This is a genomic window from Hydrogenovibrio kuenenii DSM 12350 (assembly GCF_000526715.1).
GTDB classification, from domain to species: Bacteria; Pseudomonadota; Gammaproteobacteria; order Thiomicrospirales; family Thiomicrospiraceae; genus Hydrogenovibrio; species Hydrogenovibrio kuenenii.
The window spans coordinates 797,384-815,484 of record NZ_JAGP01000001.1 but is presented as its reverse complement, the minus strand read 5'-3'; the positions used below and the strand labels follow the sequence as shown (position 1 = coordinate 815,484).

The following is an 18,101-nucleotide window of genomic DNA, read 5'->3' as shown; positions in this document are numbered from 1 at the left end:
ACTGAACGGTATTTATTTAGTGCTTACACACCACGATAATAATTCTGTTTTACAAACGGTAAAGACGTTATTTCAACAGGTATAGCTTTGCCACGAACCATTGCAAAAAGTGGTTGTTGGCTTTGAACAACTTTAGAATCCAATAATGCTATGGCAATAGGTGCATTCAGACTAGGCCCAAACCCGCCACTGGTTACCACACCTACAAGTGTTTGATCTTCGGTAACGATTTCTGCGCCATCACGAACTGGCATTTTTCCTTGAGGCAATAACGCAACTCTTTTACGTGGTGCGCCAGATTGCATTTGTGAGCCTATAATGTCAGCGCCAGGATAACCGCCTGCTCTTTCACCGTCTGGGCGTCGGGCTTTGGAGATTGCCCAATTTAAACTGGCTTCGATAGGTGTGATATCTGTTGCAAGCTCATGGCCATATAAACACAGACCCGCTTCCAATCTCAAAGAATCACGCGCGCCTAACCCAATCCATTCAACAGCATCGTCGGCCAGTAATAATTTAGCCAAGGCTTCGGCCTGATCTTTAGCAACTGAAATCTCAAAACCGTCTTCGCCAGTATAACCAGAACGTGTTACAAAACAGGGAATGCCACCAATTTCCAACGATTTCGCCGTCATAAACACCATAGATTCAGACTCTGGCGCAAGTTTCGCCATGACAGTTTTAGCTTCTGGCCCTTGTAGCGCCAACAAAGCTTTATCATCTAGCACTTGCACTTCAACCGAACTGTCTAAATTCGCCTTTAAATGGGCAATATCTTGCTCTTTACAGGCTGCGTTGACCACTAGAAATAAACCGTCTTCAACACTGGTGACCATTAAGTCATCCAACACACCGCCTTGGTCATTAGTAAACAATGCATAACGCTGCTTCAAAAGAGGTAAATCAATAATATCAACTGGAACCAATGCTTCTAATGCTTGAGCTGCCTTCTCCCCTTTTAGCTTAACTTGCCCCATGTGAGAAACATCAAACAAACCGGCTTTTTCACGGGTATGTAAATGCTCTTTTTTAATGCCTAAAGGATATTGCACAGGCATGTCATAACCAGCAAAAGGAACCATTCTGGCTCCCGCTTCAACATGTAGGTCATAAAAGGGTGTTTTAAGAAGATTGGCGGACTCTGTCATAGTGTCTCTCTAATTGCATTAAATTGCGAAATTCGAAGCCAAAAGTTTATCAAAATGTGGCGCTTGACGAGAAAATTTATCTTATAAAAGAAACTGTTTTCCTGACCAAACCCCAAACCAAACCATGTACAAACATAGAACCACATTGGCAACGATATTCATCATGGCTTTTTCAAACAGCCCTTCTTGCAAAAACAATAGCGTTTCAAAAGCAAATGTTGAAAATGTCGTAAATGAACCTAGGAAGCCAACAATCAATAATGCTCGCCACTCTAGAGCCAATTGCAATTTATCGATCATTAAGATTGTCATCAGACCAATCAAAAAAGACCCTAGTGCGTTAACGGTAAGCGTACCCCAAACAAAATCACGCCCCCACCAGGCATACATTTGGTTCGATAATAAAAAACGCGACATAGCACCAAAAGTACCGCCAACGCCGACTGCCAACAATTGCATTATGTGAAAACTTTGCATGATAATTGCCTCCCAAATCTTGTTAAATCAACGTTTCAAACGTCTTATTCATTCCATTAATCTTTGTCTTTGGCATCTATGCCAACTAACAGCTTTGTTAGGCCAAAACCAGCCTTAATCTTCACGCCGTTTAATTGGCGATTGCAAATTCATCTGCTTGAGTCTTGCCATTTTTTCAGCAATCTTTATTTCCAGCCCTCTTGGTACGGGTTGGTAATAATCACGCTCTGGCATATCTTCAGGGAAATAACATTCTCCCGCTGCGAAAGCTTCTGGCTCATCATGCGCATAACGGTAGCCTTCACCATAATCCAAATTCTTCATCAGTTTGGTTGGTGCATTGCGCAAATGAAGTGGTACCTCGGAGGTTCCCTGCTCTTGAATATCTCTAACCGCAGCTTTGTATGCCATATAAACCGCATTGGATTTTGGCGCCACCGCTAAGTAAACTGCCGCTTGTGCTAGCGCCAATTCGCCTTCAGGCGAACCAAGTCGTTCATAGGACTCTGCAGCATCCAAACAAAGTCTTAAAGCTTTGACATCTGCATTACCAATATCTTCACTGGCCATACGAATCAAACGCCTTGATAGGTAACGCGCATCCACGCCCGTTTCAAGCATACGTGTCAGCCAATATAAAGCAGCATTGGCATCTGACCCTCGTATCGATTTATGCAAAGCGGAGATTTGATCGTAAAAAAGCTCACCACCTTTATCTTGGCGACGCACACCGCCCTGAACGATTTCACGACAATGCTCAGCCGTTAGCACAACCCTGCCTGGCAGATTTTGCTCGGCAAAATCCACAGCTTGTTCGAGCAAATTTAACAACCGACGTGCATCGCCATCAGCATATTGCACCAATAACTCTTCTGCTTGGGGTTCTAGCTCAAGTGTTGCACCTAAATCTTCACTTAACAGTTCAATGCCTCGATGCAAAACCTGAGTTAAATCCTCTTGCTCTAAAGGTCTTAAAACATAGACCCGTGCTCGAGATAGCAAGGCGTTATTGAGTTCAAACGATGGATTCTCGGTCGTTGCACCTATAAAAATAAAGGTGCCATCTTCAATATAAGGTAAAAATGCATCTTGCTGCGCTTTGTTAAAACGGTGGACTTCGTCCACGAATAACAAGGTGCCTTGGTTAAATTGTGCTTGATGGAGCTTTGCCTGTTCCACTGCTTCGCGTACCGATTTCACACCATCCAATACAGCAGAAAGACTGATAAATTGTAAGTCGGATTGTTTGGCTATCAATCTCGCAAGCGTGGTTTTACCCGTGCCCGGCGGCCCCCAAAAAATCATGGAGTGTAAACGCCCTGAATCCAACAATTTAGATAAAGCACGATTTGTCCCGAGCAAATGTTTTTGCCCAACATAATGTTCTAAGCTAGTAGGACGCAACCTGTCAGAAAGTGGTTTATAACTCATGGTTATTTAACGTTTTGTACCTGCTGCCCAACAACATCAACCCCTTCCGGCGGCTTAAAATCAAACTGGTTACTGGCAATCGTTGGATTCTGCTGAATATCGGTAAACTTCACTTTAGTCACATTATCCATGCTTTGATACATCCAGATTTGCTGCAATTGATCGCCTTTAATCGCGACTTCTAAGCTTTGGAAAAAGGTGGAATCTTTCGGCGTTAGATTATACCAACTCACACCGCCTCTAATGCTTTCAGGCTGGATATTGAAGTTACTTTCAATTCTGTCGTTATACAACAACCAACGCAATGGAAAATCAGTTTGTACTGAGGTTAATGGACGAACGGTGACTTGATCAATATCTGGCTCATAAACCCAAAGGTTTAAGCTGTCGGTAATAATTTCTTGGCGATCTGGTTTTTTGTAAACCCAAATCAGTTTACCTGGACGGGATAAGACAACATACCCAGTGGACTTGTTTAATTGAAACAACTCTTCGTCAGGCTGTGTTTGAACAAAGTTGGCTTTAAAAGTATGCAGATTTTCTAAGAAGTGATGTAACGTCTCTATTTTTGATTTAGGCACTTCTGCTTGGGCCTGCCAGCTAGCCATTACTAAAACCAATAGACCTATCCAAGTTAATAATTGTTTTTTCATATGTTATCTTCAAAATCTGCCAGGCTGGGTGCCCGCTGTTAGTTAATATATTAAGTTAAATGTGTAAATTTTAGTTTGTGCAAGTTGACTAGGTCGACTTAGGAGCTAATACATCACGATTTCCGTTTGACTTCATTGTTGAAACCACACCAGAAGATTCCATTGCTTCAACAATCCGCGCTGCACGGTTATAACCAATTTTAAAATGACGCTGTACTAAAGAAACAGAAACTCGTTGATTGTCGGTAACAAATGCAACCACTTGATCGTAGAGCAAGTCTTGCTCTGCATCTTGTTCTAAACCACCACCATTTTCAGCAACATTAGCTTGAGTAACGCTTTCTAAATACTGAGGTTCACCTTGAGATTTCACAAACTCGGCAACTCGATGCACTTCTTCATCCGTCATGAAAGCACCATGCACACGACGCGGATTACCGCTACCAGGCGGCATAAAGAGCATATCCCCCATACCAAGAAGCTGTTCAGCTCCCCCTTGATCTAGAATGGTTCTGGAATCTATTTTGGTATTAACCATAAAGGAAATTCGCGTAGGGATATTCGCTTTAATCAGACCGGTAATTACGTTAACAGAAGGTCTTTGCGTTGCCAGAATCAAATGAATACCGGCGGCACGCGCTTTTTGCGCGATGCGCGCAATCAACTGTTCAACCTCTTTACCAACCACCATAATCATATCGGCAAACTCATCCACAACGACGACGATATAAGGTAAAGGTTCCAGTGTTGGCGGTTGCTCACCAAGCTCATGCCCAAAGTTGGCAACTTGCTCATACATTGGATCAACCAACGGTTCGCCCCTATCAATAGCGCCCTTCACTTTGGCATTAAAACCAGCAATATTTCGCACACCGAGCTTCGCCATTAATTGATAACGACGATCCATTTCAAACACACTCCAACGCAAGGCGTTAGCCGCATCAGACATATCCGTTACCACTGGCGTTAGTAAATGCGGAATATCTTCATAAATGGACAACTCCAGCATTTTTGGGTCAACCATAATAAGGCGAACTTCTTCTGGCGTGCTTTTATAAAGCAAACTCAGAATCATACTATTCACCCCAACCGACTTACCGGAACCCGTAGTCCCAGCAACAAGAAGATGTGGCATTTTGCCAATATCTGCAACAACGGGTTTACCGGAAATATCTTTCCCCAAAGCAACCGTTAAAGGGGATTTTGAGTTTTGGAATTCTTCTGAAGAAATCACTTCGCGGAAGCTCACGACTTCACGTTCTTCATTTGGAATTTCGATCCCTACTACCGCCTTACCGGGAATAATATCGACAACACGAACTGACTTAACCGATAGAACACGAGCCAAATCTTTCGCTAAGTTAGAAATTTGACTGACCTTCACCCCTGCTGCTGGTAAAACTTCAAAACGCGTGACGACAGGACCAGGTTGAACTGCTTCTACCTTAATAGATACACCAAACTCTTCTAAGCGTTTTTCTAGCAACAATGACAGTGATGTTAGCTCATCTGCCGAGAAACCTTCATCTGAACTATCAGGAATTGGATCAAGTAGTTCAACGCTTGGCAAGTCCCCCGTTTGATGTACAGGAACAGTAATATTTGAAGAAACTTTACGCCCTACTTTTACAGAAACATCACTATTAGAACTGCCGTCGATAGATATTTCATGATCAGCCGCATTAGAAAGCTTTTCATCTTTTCTTTCCAAGACTGATAGAGTCTTTGACTTGACCTTTTCCGCAAGCTTTTCAACGATAGGACTTCGTGTCTTTTGTTCGTCTTCCTCTTTAGAGGCGATTACCGGATAAGCTCTTCTTTCTTGGTCATCACGATCCGTTTTATTTTTTGTATTTTCCCACAAGGCTTGCAAGTGTGGTTTTGCTTTATTGATGACAAACCAAGTCAACTGGCCTGTTTTATCTAAAATTGACATCCAAGACAGCTGGGTAAACAAACTGATGCCAACGGCAAAAACAATCAGTAGTAAAAGCGTGGTACCCAATAAATCAATGGCATTTACCAATGTATTACTGACTTCATATCCCAAAACACCGCCGCCGGAATAAGGTAACTTCAGCGCCCCTAAGTCAGGAGAAAGAAACAAGGTTGATAACGCTGAGCCAGAAATAATTAATAAGATCAGTCCGGCTAAGCTCAAACCAAAATGTAGGTAATCCGTTTCCCCTTGCGCACGAATTTTTAAGGTAACCATGCCGGCCATAAAGATACCGAAGGGAATCAAAAACCCGACCAAGCCGAATAAATATAGCAATAGCGATGCAATCCATGCACCTGTTCTACCACCATAGTTTTGAATATCTTGAGAAGCTGATGCAGTTTCAAACCCTGGGTCAGAGCCATGGTAACTAAACAAAACCAAAAATAAGAAAAACGACAGGCCAATGCACGCAAGCACAATGGCATCTTTTAATATCCAATGAATAGGTTGCTTTGACACTTCGACTTGCTCGTCATTTTTTTTTGAAGCTTGAGATCGAGAATAATCCGGCATGGTTTCGCTTTAAATCACTTAATTTTTGTTTGAACACCCATGAGAAAACGAAGTTATTCGACATCTCAAGGCGAAGTTATATGTTAAAAAAGGTTTTATGGAAATACTCTTGAGAGAATCATAATTCCTTAACTTGCCGTTACAAAAGCTGCTAGAATTTTAGCACAAAAGCACAGAATTTAATTCTCGGATTGATACCCGCTACACCTAGCAAAAATGACCAGCCTAGTGGTAAGCATTAAACTTCACAAAGGCTCGACGGGGTATTTTGCCTAAAATTCTAGCTAGTTTAGCATCAAAAAATAGAGGAACCAATTAATGGCTGCAAGACATTGTAAACTACTTATTCTCGGCTCAGGACCAGCTGGTTACACCGCTGCGGTTTACGCGGCGCGCGCAAACCTTGAGCCTGTGATGATTACAGGTATGCAACAAGGCGGACAACTAACGACAACTACAGAAGTTGATAACTGGCCAGGTGATGTTGAAGGATTGACCGGACCGGACTTGATGGTACGCATGCAAAAACACGCCGAGCGTTTTGGGACTGAAATCATTTTCGACCACATTCACACAGCCGACTTAAAAAACCGCCCTTTTAAATTGACAGGCGATGCTGGTGAATATACTTGTGACGCTCTAATTATTGCAACGGGTGCATCAGCAAAATATCTTGGCCTACCTTCAGAAGAAGCTTTCAAAGGAAAAGGCGTTTCTGCTTGTGCGACTTGTGATGGATTCTTCTACCGCAACCAAAAGGTTGCTGTTATTGGTGGTGGTAACACCGCAGTGGAGGAAGCACTTTATTTATCAAATATCGCTGCTGAAGTGACCATTGTTCATCGTCGTGATTACTTTTCTTCTGAAAAAATTCTAGCGCAACAACTGATGGATAAAGCTGAAAACGGCAACATCAACATTGAATTCCACAGCGAAGTTGATGAAGTACTTGGTGACAACATGGGGGTAACAGGCGTAAGACTGAAAAGCACCCAGACAGGTGAAACCAAAGACCTTGATGTTTCAGGCGTTTTTATCGCCATTGGTCACACACCAAACACCGGTATTTTTGAAGGCCAAATGCTGATGGATCATGGTTACATTAAAGTACAAAGTGGCATCCAAGGCAATGCGACACAAACGTCTGTTGAAGGTGTCTTTGCTGCTGGCGATGTCATGGATCAAGTCTATAAGCAAGCAATCACTTCAGCTGGTGCTGGTTGCATGGCTGCGCTTGATGCTGAAAAATATTTAGATCTTCTTGAGTCAAAAAAATCCTAATTTTTAAAAGGGTTTGAATAAGAATGCATCTTCTTGTATAGTCAAATTTCACTTAAATCTACCTGGCCCAGCCTGGTAGATTTTATTATCTAACACATCCAAGGATTGATATGAAACATACCGCCTTAATTTCAATACTCACCACATCTTTGCTTGCGCCAGCCGTTTTTGCCGCTGATGCTAATGTAGATCTTAAAACTGCAAATCAAAAAGCAAGCTATGCACTGGGAATTGACTTGGCAAAAAGCTTTGAAAAACAAGGATTAGAAATTGATTCCAAAGCTTTAATGTTGGGTTTGACTGATGTAATGAATAAACAAAAAATCCGTCTAACTGAAAAAGACATGGAAACCGCTGTCGAAAAAGTTAAAAAAGACTTGATGAAAAAACAAATGGAAGCACACAAAATGCTAGGTGAGCAAAACGCCAAAGCAGGACAAGCTTTCTTAGAAAAAAATAAAACCAAACCTGGTGTAAAAGTAACTAAAAGTGGCCTTCAGTATATTGTTCTAAAAAAAGGTAAAGGCACGCCTCCTTCTGAAAAAGATTACATCACTGCCAACTATGAAGGGACGTCCATTGATGGTAAAGTCTTTGATAGCTCTTACCAAAGAGGAACGCCTATTGAAATTCAAATGAGTAATGTCATTGCAGGTTGGTCTGAAGCTCTAAAAATGATGAAACCTGGTTCTAAGTGGAAAATTTTTGTTCCACCTTCACTTGGTTATGGATCAAAAGGCGCAGGGAAAGTGATCGGACCTAACCAAACATTAGTCTTCACAATTGAACTGATTACATACAGTAAAGATAAGCCTACTCATTAATCAACGAAATTGACTTCTCTGAAATAAAAAAACCCCAGAAAATTCTGGGGTCAGTATTATCTTAAATACCAAGTGGGAGGATTAGTTGAAGTTTCAACTGGCGCACATCATAAGCCAATACTTTACCCCTTCCTAATATAATATTCTTTTATACCTATAGATAAGACTAATAAATAGCCTTATTATTTATCAATTTACATCCAAAATTTCGTAAAAATCATAGGCAGGCGTTTCGTAGGGATGAGCCTCTAACAATGCTGTCTGAACCACTTTCACCAAGCTTTCCTTTAGAACCATCTCAACCTTATATTCACTAACAGTCTCAACCTCATCTTGTTTACCCAAAAATGGCTGACTCCCTTCTAAGGGACGAAATTGCCCTTGACCTTGCACTTGCCAACAACAACTATCATAATGTCCTATTTTTCCTGCTCCAACGGAAAATAATGCCGTTTTAACATGCTCTAAATGAGATTCGGGAACATAAAAAACTAACTTTAACAATCTGCTTACCCTCCCCTTAACAACCAATAGCGGATACAATAAATCTTCTTAAAAAAAAGCGTTAGGACAACTGATATGCAATCCATGAAATTAATTTTAATTACCTATGCCGTCATTCTTACACTGGGTATTCTTTCAATGGTTACTAAAATACATTATTTCGCCAATATTGCTGGCTTTATTGCCGCAATTGGTTTTATGGTCGTATTTTTTAAAGATCCTTCTGCTAATGAAGACAAAAACTCAGAAGTCGCAGTCAAAGCTACTACCTACAAAAAATACTGGTATATCGTATTTGCTACAGGCTTATTCTTTAGCTTAATTTTTGGTACCCTTTGGAATTCTCAAATGGGTGGCATGTAAAATAAAATAATAAAATGCCTAATAAAAAAGCCCGTCAAGGGCTTTTTTATTAGGCATTATCTCTCAGCTTATTTTAGAAAAGGTCAACTTCACCTTCATCCATAGAGGCCGACGTAACGCGTTTCATACGCTGACTTTCAATTGACTCTCGCTGAGAATGGATAGTCGCACGGAAATCTGCCATTTTATCTTTATACTCTTCAAACGAAAGTGATGGTGTTTCACAGTCTTCATGCACATGCTTATTAATCTCTTGCGAGAAAGATTGCAAATTATCTAAATGATGCGTAATTTGCTCAACCAGCTGTCTCACAATATCTTCAAACTGAAGTGAACGCATCGCATTAGATACCGAAACTTCAATTTCAGAAATCAAGCCTGATACATCACCCAGTTTTGTAGAAATCCCCGTATTCATAGACTCAAGATCAGTCAACAAGTTGGTAACCAGATCTCGAGAAGTATTGGCTTCTTGAATATCTTTAGCTGCTGTATCACTTACCAGCTTACGTACGTGATCAACAGTTTGCTTCGCTTTTTCTGCTTGCTTACGAATTTGTTCATTCAATTGATTAGAGTTTAGAGAGAGCTTTCTAACTTCATCTGCCACAACGGCAAACCCTCTACCTGCTTCGCCAGCTCTTGCCGCTTCGATTGCCGCATTCAGTGCAAGCAGGTTAGTTTGATCAGCAATACCTTTTACATCTTCCAACAATATAAAGATTGATTCAATTTGTTCAACCATGTTATCGATTTTGTTGACAGTTTCATTACTACGTTGACTCGAAACAGTTAAAAGTTCGATGAGAGAGGCTAAAAGTATTTTGATCTCTTCAGAGAACTTTTGGATACTCATGCCTTCCGAACCACCACCCAAGTTATCTAAAAGTGATAATACCAGCTGGTATTCTGCCTGGGTTTGTTCGTGCAACCCCATGAAACTATCATTTAAAGTTTCTATTGCTTCAGCAACTAGAGTTTTAACTTGCGTTAGCTCACCTCTAACTACTTCAACTTCCTGCCCCATAACTGAATCAATATCATCCAAAATCGTTGCAAGCGTCGTTTCGATCATATCAATATCGCCGCCTTTAGCCGCTTCTTTAGCGATAGGCTTACTTACTTTTTCAAGCAATACATTCTCAGTTTTATCGGCAGTATTTGCCGCTAAAAGCGTCCAAGTAATAGAAACAATAAAAAGGAAGATAACACCGATATAAGGTATGACAGTAAAAGACAAGCCCACACCTATTATAGTAAGCAACCATGCAATCCAAAAACGCTGTAGTACACGTAACATATTGAGACCTTATTTCGACAATAACAATGTATTTTTGAGAGCAGACATCGTGCCAAGTAACCGATTAAGACTTTACTTCGCCCAACTAAGAATTTTTTCCGATATTTTATCTAAAGATAACACTTCTTCTGCGGCACCAATTTTAGTGGCTTCTCCAGGCATTCCCCAAACAACGCTGGTTTTTTCATCTTGTGCTATTGTGTGTACCCCAATTTCACGTAATTCTTTCAACCCCTGAGCACCATCAGCCCCCATACCCGTCAAGATAACACCGATAGCATTAGTACCTACTGTTTGCAATACGCTACGAAACATGACATCCACAGAGGGTTTATGACGGTTTACAGGTGGACCATCATTTAAGCGGCAAACATATTTCCCACCTAGCTTTTCAACTAAGAGATGCCTATCACCTGGGGCAATATAAACCCAGCCTGGCAGAATTTCTTGTCCATCTTCCGCCTGAACAACTCTCATTGCCGAAATAGAATCCATACGATTAGCGAATGGCAAACTAAACGCAGCTGGAATATGCTGTGAAATCACTATTGGAGGCGTATTTTCAGGAAGGCGCATCAAAACTTCTTTAATCGCTTCAGTCCCACCAGTTGACGCTCCTAGTGCAATGACTTGTTGTGTTTTTCCAAAACTTTTTGGCGCAGGCTTTGACGGTAAGATAGCATCCACACTTAACTTCTCTGGTACAGAAGATGGTGTTTGAACTCGATTTGGTTGATATTTAGGCTTGGACTCTAAGTTTTTTACGTAACGCTCATACTGCCTTGCAAGTTGCTCTTTTTCAACTTTGGCAGCAATTTTAACCTTGCGACGAATTTCTAATGAATAGGCTTCGAAGGTATGTTCTAAATCAATTTTAGGTTTGGTAACAAAATCAACAGCGCCTAAATCAAGCGCTTCAAAAGTGATGTCAGCACCCTTCTCCGTCAAAGTTGAAACCATCACAACTGGTAAAGGGTGTAAACGCATCAAGTTTTTTAAGAAAGTCACGCCATCCATACGTGGCATTTCTATATCCAAGGTCAGAACGTCTGGGCGAAGTGACTTTACTTTATCTCTGGCATCATAAGGATCAGATGCAGTTCCTACCACTTCAATAAAAGGGTCTGAACTCAACATATCCGACAACATTTGTCTTACCAACGACGAATCATCAACAACGAGTACCTTTACTTTTGACATACTGCCACCCTATCTAATTTTTTCTTTTGTATGAGTGCTGTCATATAACTCAATATTTTTTCTGATAAATGGTCTTGCCCAGCAACTCAAAGCGGTCACAGACTTTATATAGTGACTCTGAGTGACCAACAAATAGATATCTTTTTTCACTCAACAAGTCCGCATAACGATCAAACAAGCGTGACTGAGTTTCTTTATCAAAATAAATCACAACATTTCGACAAAAGATAACATCTATTTGATCTTTAATTGGCCAGTCATTCATCAGATTAATTTGGCCAAACTCAATAATAGATTGAACTTCTGGTTTAACCTTGACATACCCACTATTACTGCCTTTTCCTTTCAGAAACCAATTTTTTTTACGCTCTTCAGACACCCCTTTCAATCTGTCGATTTTATAAACACCTTTCTGAGCTGTGTTGACAACATTAGTATCTAAATCAGTAGCAATAACTTTGGCATCCCAATCTTTTGGAACGGCTTCCTTCAATACAATCGCTAAAGAATAAGGTTCTTCACCCGTAGAACAACCAGCAGACCAAATACGAATTTTTTTACTCGACTGGTTTTTTTGTAGCAACTCGGGAACAACCGTTTCTGCCAGAAACTCAAAATGGTGATTTTCTCTGAAGAAGAAGGTCAGATTGGTAGTGATTGCATTAATAAGATGAATGAATTCAGACTCACCTTGTGCCTCGACATAAGTTAAGTATTCATCAAAAGAATCTTGCTCAAGAAAACGGATACGCTTAGCTAGTCGGTTATAAACTAAATTCTTTTTCGATTCATTTAAATCAATACCAGCAAAATCATAAACCAGTTTTTTTACACGCAAAAAATCATTATCTGTATAGTGAAATTCTCTTTCTGAACTCATCTTACACCTTCTTTTTGATCTAAATATACTCTAATAGCAGTTTAGAATTTTGTTTTGACCAAGGCTTTATCTATGGTTAGATTATATAAAAGATAATAAACTTCAATTTAATTAAATTCACTCGTTTGAGAACTAATTTATGGCTTTATCACCACCAACTCCCCCTCAAACAAATGAGACACTCTCTTCTCTTGGAAAAGCCAGCTCTTCAGATAAGGGGGGGCTACAAATTGTTCTAGGGCAAAAATTGGCTGCAACGGTCGTTAAAATAAGTAATGGCCAAGCACTCCTCAATATAGCAGGACAAACCATAACAGCAAAACTGCCACAACAAACATTGACTGAAGGCCAACAATTACAAGTAAAGGTGACACAAATCAAACCTAGTGTGGTTTTAACTTTTTCCAATCCACAAGCTATATCAACTACCAATACTCCAAGCTCTATAGCGCCAGAAAAACTTATGCAACAACTTCTCACACAGATACTGCCCAACCAAACGTCAATATCACACGGCATGGCACAACTGGTTCAGCTTACACAAACGAGCAACTTTCCCACCGCAATTCAAGGGTATTTATTCAAACTCTTTGACGGTCTTTTTAAACTTAGCGGACGAGTCAAACCTGAAGAATTTCAAGCAGCCCTTTTATCCAGTGGATTATTTTTAGAAAGCGCCATTGCCAAAAATAAACAGCCACCTCGAAACGACTTTAAAGCAAACCTTTTAAAACTCCTTAATCTGGTACAAAGTGAATCAACGCAGTCACCCGAGCTTAAAACACTTGCCAAAACGCTACAACAGCTCTTAAATAAAATCACTCATCAACAGATTCAAGCAATCGAAAACCCGAACTCATGGCACGTTCAAATACCCACATCTCCAGACCATTCATTAATCGAATTTCAACTGGATATTCGAAAAACAACCACTAAAAGTGATGCTATTTGGGAGACTATCATTTCGCTTGAAATCGAAGACATGGGTACGCTAATTAGCAAATGTACGTTACAAAATGAAGAATTTGGATTTCAATTCTGGGCTGAAAAACCCATTTTAAAATCAGAGCTTGAAACACAAATAGAAACATTCAGACATCAGCTCAACCAGAATGGGTTAAAGGTAAAGCATATTCTAATTAACCAGCAGAAACCCGAACCCAACCCAATAGCTACAAAAATTGCGTTGATTGACATTAAAGTTTAATCAATAAAACCACTGGCTTTTTAACGTTAAAACAACAACATATTTTTTCATCTCTTAAAATTTACTAATCCTCACATCAATTATCATCAAAATGGGCTAGACCTTTTGACTCAAATCGGTTAACTTTTACGCATACGAAACGATTTCGGGTACTAATGGTGTTTTATGAATGCAGAAGTAGAAACTGAAAACAGTCCGAACCAATATGAGCCTACAGATGGCGTTGATGAACAAATCTTAAGCTTCGTTCTGGGCGGAGAAGAATATGGCGTTGATATTCTTCGTGTTCAAGAAATTAAAGACTGGGAAAAAACCACGAGTATTCCAAACTCACCAGATTATGTTAAGGGTGTCATTAACCTTCGCGGTGCTGTTGTTCCAGTTATAGACCTGCGAGTTCGTTTCGGCCTACCAAATATCACTTATGATGACAGTACAGTTGTCATTATTTTGAGATCCAACGACGAAAATACTGGAACACAAAAAATCATCGGCATTGTGGTTGATGGTGTTTCAGATGTGCACACATTAGATAATAATACTATTCAAAGTGCTCCTGATATAAATGGCTCTATTCACTCTGATTACGTAAAAGGACTGGCTACCGTTTCTGAAAAAATGGTTATCGTCTTGAATGTCGATCAATTGATCACTCAAGGCATCTTAAGTGCCATTAAAAAAAGCTTGCGTATAGAAGAATAACGTTATAATTCATTTTAAAATTTAATTTTTTTTGAGAGGAAAAAAATGTCTAAAATTCTCGCAGTAGATGATTCTAAATCAATGCGTCAAATGGTAAGTATGTCTTTAAAATCTGCTGGCCACGACGTTACTGAAGCTGAAGACGGCGCCATTGCACTTGATATTGCAAAACGTGAACAGTTTGATTTAGTCGTTACTGACATCAATATGCCAAATATGAATGGTATTGAGTTAATTCAGGCGTTAAGAGGCATGCCAAATTACAAATTCACACCTGTTTTATGTTTAACAACAGAGTCATCAGGTGATATGAAGCAAAAGGGTAAAGAAGCCGGTGCAACAGGGTGGATTGTTAAACCTTTCAGCCCTGAAAAATTGCTATCTGTCATTTCTCGCGTACTGTAACCCCTAATCTCAACCCCGGAGTAGAACGTCATGAGTGAAACCAGCATTACTCTCCCTGAAAGCTTGACGATTCATCAAATAGAAGGTCATCTAGGGGACTTAAGAATGGCCTTTCAAGCTGATGCCGACACTTTAAACTTGGAAGCATCCAGTATAGAAGCGATAGACACTTCAGGATTGCAGTTGTTATTGGCTCTCATAAAGCAGGCACAATCTCAAAATAAAACCATTCAGTGGATTACTCCGTCAGAACAATTAACCACAAGCGCAACAAAATTAGGCTTAACCGAAAAGCTTATGCTCTCTTAAAAAAACCTAAACTTTATACTATTTATTGGTAGATTCAATCTCGTAAAAGCCAATTAATCACGCTTAATCGCTTTCAGATAGTGAGTATTTTTTGGAAAAGATTACATTAGATAAATCCGTTGCGATATCGCTAGAATATGATGGCTCAAGTGCACCTAAAGTTTCTGCGAAAGGCTACGGATATATTGCTGATGAGATTATTAAAATTGCCAAGGAACATGACATTCCAATTACTTCAGATCACAACTTAGTCTCTTTGCTATCACAAGTAGAACTCGATAGCGAAATTCCTGAATCCCTCTATGAAGCTGTCGTTCAAGTGTTGATTTTTGCCTATCAACTTTCTGGGAAACAGTTTGACCTTAAGCCTTAAACATACTGTCAACATCAACAAGAATAATCACATTTCCATTAAAATGCGCTATTCCTTGAAGATAACGTGAAGCACCTTCTTTCGTTGATGACATAGGTTCAAATTGTTTTTCAGGAATATCTTTAACTTCTAGAACGCAATCTACTAACATTCCCACAATATTTTCTTCATCCATTTCAACAATAATGATTCTTGATAGATCATCGATAGGCTTAGGCGAAATCCCGTAAGAAAGTCGAGTATCTACAACTGTTACAATAACACCGCGGACATTAATAATGCCAAGCACGTTATAGCCTGACCCTTCAACTTTTCGGATAGAACCTACTCGCAATACTTCACGAATTTTCTTAACATTGATACCGTAAACTTCCGAGTCTAATTCAAATAAAACGCATCGAATACTGGGACCAGAATACTTTTCCTGATCCTCTTCATTCATAAGAGCTAAATCGACGTCTTTATTTTGACCTGCTGCAACTAAAGCCATGTGCATCCTTCCTTAACATTGAAAACGTTGAATTACACCTGGTAAATCCAGAATTAGAGCAATATTCCCATTACCTGTAATGGTAGCGCCAGCATATCCTTCAATATGCTTCATCATAACCCCCAAAGGTTTGATAACCACTTCTTCTTGACCATTAACCTGATCAACAACAAAACCTGCCCTTTGATTGCCAATAGAAACAATAATAACCTTGTCTCCATCAAAACCTTCTTTTTGACTGTCTGGTGCCAACCACTCTGATAAGAAGAATAGAGGAATACTCTTCTCACGCAAACGAACCATCATTTGTCCATCTATCTTGTTAGTTTGACTTGAGTCAAAATCGAAAATTTCTTGTACGCTAGTCAAAGGAATCGCATAACTATCTTCTTCAAAGGCAACCATTAACGTTGGTAAAATAGCCAAGGTTAAAGGCACTCGAATATTAATCTGAGTTCCCTTGCCAAGAACAGAGTGGATATCAATACTGCCGTTCAGTTTGGTAATCATGTTTTTAACCACATCCATACCAACACCACGTCCGGAAATATCACTAATTACTTCTGCTGTCGAAAAACCAGCAGACATAATCAATTCAAACGCTGACTTATCATCTAGCTGATTGGCACTAACCTCATCCATCATGCCCTTTTCAACAGCTTTTCTTCTCAAGACATCTGGATCCATCCCTTTACCATCATCGGTAATAGAGAGAAGAATATGATCACCTTCCTGTTCCGCAGCTAAAATTACTGTGCCTTTTCTCGGTTTATTCGCTTGCTCACGAACATCAGGCATTTCAACACCATGATCAACAGAGTTTCTTACTAAATGAACTAAAGGATCAGCCAATGCTTCAACCAAGTTTTTATCTAAATCTGTTTCTTCACCCTGCAACTCTAGCTCAATCTCTTTGCCCAGTTTTCTCGCTAAATCTCTTACGACACGAGGAAAACGTCCAAAGACTTTTTTCACGGGTTGCATCCGTGTTTTCATAACTGAATTTTGTAGATCCGTAGTGACATGATCAAGGTTTCCAACAGCATTGGATAGCTCTTCCTGAGAGTCCTCAAGCGACTTCAAAGTCAGCAAGCGGTTACGAACCAATACCAACTCACCGACTAAATTCATAATCTCATCTAAACGACGTGTATCGACCCTTACTGTTGACTCTGCAGCAGCCTTAGAATGTTGCTTATCATCAGATTTACCTTCTTCTGCTGTCTTAGAAGCAGGTTTTGCGGTAGGTTTTGGCGCAGGAGGAGGTGTTTCTACTTTTGGTGGTTCAGGTGGTTGTGAAGATTGAACTGGCTCTGAACTCAACATATCCCTTTGGTTCAATAAAGCTTCAAACTCATCGTCAGTAATATCACCATCAGGGTCAAGTCCTTCATCCAGCTCAAGTTTAACTGGCGCAGACTCAGTACCGCCAGCCCCACCTTCGGAGAGTGCGTCTCGTTGATTCAGTAACGCTTCAAATTCATCATCACTAATTTCACCATCAGGATCAAGCCCTTCATCTAATTGAAGCTTAACCTCTGGTTGTGCAGAGGCAACTTCAGCCTCATGAGTGGCAACATCTTCCTCTTGCGATGCGTCACCTGAAGAGACAGCCTGTCCGCGCCACAAACCATCTAACTCATCAAGTAATCCTTGATCTGCATCTTCAAGCTCTCTTGCACCATCCTTTAACTGCTCTATATAGTCTGTAATAACATCAAAGGCACGCATGATGATATCACTTGCAACATGGTCATAAGCTATCTCATCATTTCTAATTTTATCAAAAACATTTTCAGCTCTATGACACACTTCAATCAAGGCAGTTACGCCCAGAAACCCTGCGCCGCCTTTAATTGTGTGGAAACCTCTGAAAATTGCGTTTAATAAATCAGAATCCGTCGGTGAATTGGCTAGATCTGTTAATTGTTCATCGAGCTGTTCTACCAGCTCAGACGCTTCAACTAAAAAATCCTGTAAAATTTCTTCATCCACAATTCAGTCCTCGTCTAGATGCCTGTCAACAAAGTGACTATTTT

General features: G+C 40.1%; 19 protein-coding genes. 8 read left to right on the top strand and 11 right to left on the bottom strand.

The features are described from left to right. Positions 1-23 precede the first annotated feature (23 nt). From gcvT to N745_RS0103770, 5 genes are all read right to left on the bottom strand, one after another. Entirely contained in the window at positions 24-1,148 is a 1,125-nt protein-coding gene (gcvT, locus tag N745_RS0103790; RefSeq protein ID WP_024850809.1) for a glycine cleavage system aminomethyltransferase GcvT, read from the bottom strand. An 81-nt stretch (positions 1,149-1,229) separates the two neighbouring features. Then, positions 1,230-1,625, bottom strand: coding sequence for a fluoride efflux transporter CrcB (crcB, locus tag N745_RS0103785; RefSeq protein WP_038070609.1), 396 nt, complete (start codon positions 1,623-1,625; stop codon positions 1,230-1,232). A gap of 114 nt (positions 1,626-1,739) precedes the next feature. Next, entirely contained in the window at positions 1,740-3,056 is a 1,317-nt protein-coding gene (locus N745_RS0103780; protein WP_024850807.1) for a replication-associated recombination protein A, read from the bottom strand. 2 nt (positions 3,057-3,058) lie between these two features. Further along, positions 3,059-3,709, bottom strand: a complete 651-nt coding sequence (gene lolA / locus N745_RS0103775; RefSeq protein ID WP_024850806.1) for an outer membrane lipoprotein chaperone LolA — start codon at positions 3,707-3,709, stop codon at positions 3,059-3,061. A gap of 88 nt (positions 3,710-3,797) precedes the next feature. Further along, positions 3,798-6,224 (bottom strand): DNA translocase FtsK, encoded by a 2,427-nt coding sequence (locus N745_RS0103770; RefSeq protein ID WP_024850805.1) that lies wholly within the window; start codon positions 6,222-6,224, stop codon positions 3,798-3,800. Positions 6,225-6,542: 318 nt separating this feature from the next. Between N745_RS0103770 and trxB the strand changes: the two genes are divergently transcribed. Together trxB and N745_RS0103760 are read left to right on the top strand one after the other, a co-directional pair. After that, on the top strand, positions 6,543-7,505 hold the full coding sequence (trxB, locus tag N745_RS0103765; RefSeq protein ID WP_024850804.1) for a thioredoxin-disulfide reductase: 963 nt from the start codon (positions 6,543-6,545) through the stop codon (positions 7,503-7,505). Positions 7,506-7,615: 110 nt separating this feature from the next. Then, positions 7,616-8,329, top strand: a complete 714-nt coding sequence (locus N745_RS0103760) for an FKBP-type peptidyl-prolyl cis-trans isomerase (protein WP_024850803.1) — start codon at positions 7,616-7,618, stop codon at positions 8,327-8,329. 189 nt (positions 8,330-8,518) lie between these two features. Here the strand turns inward: N745_RS0103760 and N745_RS0103755 are convergent, their stop codons facing one another. Further along, on the bottom strand, positions 8,519-8,833 hold the full coding sequence (locus N745_RS0103755; protein WP_024850802.1) for an NGG1p interacting factor 3 protein, NIF3: 315 nt from the start codon (positions 8,831-8,833) through the stop codon (positions 8,519-8,521). 75 nt (positions 8,834-8,908) lie between these two features. On the opposite strand from N745_RS0103755, the gene N745_RS0103750 reads away from it, so the two are divergent. Next, entirely contained in the window at positions 8,909-9,196 is a 288-nt protein-coding gene (locus tag N745_RS0103750; protein WP_245595657.1) for a hypothetical protein, read from the top strand. Positions 9,197-9,269: 73 nt separating this feature from the next. Here N745_RS0103750 and N745_RS0103745 read toward each other — a convergent pair whose 3' ends face one another. The 3 genes from N745_RS0103745 to N745_RS0103735 all read right to left on the bottom strand — a co-directional run bounded on the left by N745_RS0103745 (position 9,270) and on the right by N745_RS0103735 (position 12,576). Beyond that, positions 9,270-10,496, bottom strand: coding sequence for a methyl-accepting chemotaxis protein (locus N745_RS0103745; protein WP_024850800.1), 1,227 nt, complete (start codon positions 10,494-10,496; stop codon positions 9,270-9,272). Between the two features lie 72 nt (positions 10,497-10,568). Continuing rightward, positions 10,569-11,696, bottom strand: coding sequence for a protein-glutamate methylesterase/protein-glutamine glutaminase (locus N745_RS0103740; RefSeq protein ID WP_024850799.1), 1,128 nt, complete (start codon positions 11,694-11,696; stop codon positions 10,569-10,571). Between the two features lie 49 nt (positions 11,697-11,745). After that, positions 11,746-12,576, bottom strand: a complete 831-nt coding sequence (locus tag N745_RS0103735; protein ID WP_024850798.1) for a CheR family methyltransferase — start codon at positions 12,574-12,576, stop codon at positions 11,746-11,748. Positions 12,577-12,715: 139 nt separating this feature from the next. Between N745_RS0103735 and fliK the strand changes: the two genes are divergently transcribed. The 5 genes from fliK to N745_RS0103710 all read left to right on the top strand — a co-directional run bounded on the left by fliK (position 12,716) and on the right by N745_RS0103710 (position 15,572). Continuing rightward, positions 12,716-13,783, top strand: coding sequence for a flagellar hook-length control protein FliK (gene fliK, locus N745_RS0103730; RefSeq protein WP_024850797.1), 1,068 nt, complete (start codon positions 12,716-12,718; stop codon positions 13,781-13,783). Positions 13,784-13,948: 165 nt separating this feature from the next. Further along, entirely contained in the window at positions 13,949-14,485 is a 537-nt protein-coding gene (locus N745_RS0103725; RefSeq protein WP_024850796.1) for a chemotaxis protein CheW, read from the top strand. Positions 14,486-14,530: 45 nt separating this feature from the next. Next, a complete protein-coding gene (locus N745_RS0103720) occupies positions 14,531-14,890 on the top strand; it encodes a response regulator (RefSeq protein ID WP_024850795.1) in 360 nt (119 codons plus the stop codon). A gap of 30 nt (positions 14,891-14,920) precedes the next feature. After that, positions 14,921-15,199 carry an STAS domain-containing protein gene (locus N745_RS0103715; protein ID WP_024850794.1) on the top strand — a complete coding sequence of 93 codons (279 nt, stop codon included), beginning with the start codon at positions 14,921-14,923 and terminating at the stop codon, positions 15,197-15,199. A 91-nt stretch (positions 15,200-15,290) separates the two neighbouring features. Further along, complete coding sequence (locus N745_RS0103710) at positions 15,291-15,572, top strand: EscU/YscU/HrcU family type III secretion system export apparatus switch protein (protein WP_245595656.1); 282 nt, start codon at positions 15,291-15,293, stop codon at positions 15,570-15,572. On the opposite strand, the gene N745_RS0103705 is transcribed toward N745_RS0103710, so the two are convergent. Continuing rightward, on the bottom strand, positions 15,562-16,062 hold the full coding sequence (locus N745_RS0103705; protein ID WP_096761356.1) for a chemotaxis protein CheW: 501 nt from the start codon (positions 16,060-16,062) through the stop codon (positions 15,562-15,564). The genes N745_RS0103710 and N745_RS0103705 overlap by 11 nt on opposite strands. Positions 16,063-16,074: 12 nt before the next feature. Beyond that, positions 16,075-18,057, bottom strand: a complete 1,983-nt coding sequence (locus N745_RS0103700; RefSeq protein WP_024850791.1) for a chemotaxis protein CheA — start codon at positions 18,055-18,057, stop codon at positions 16,075-16,077. Positions 18,058-18,101 lie beyond the last annotated feature (44 nt).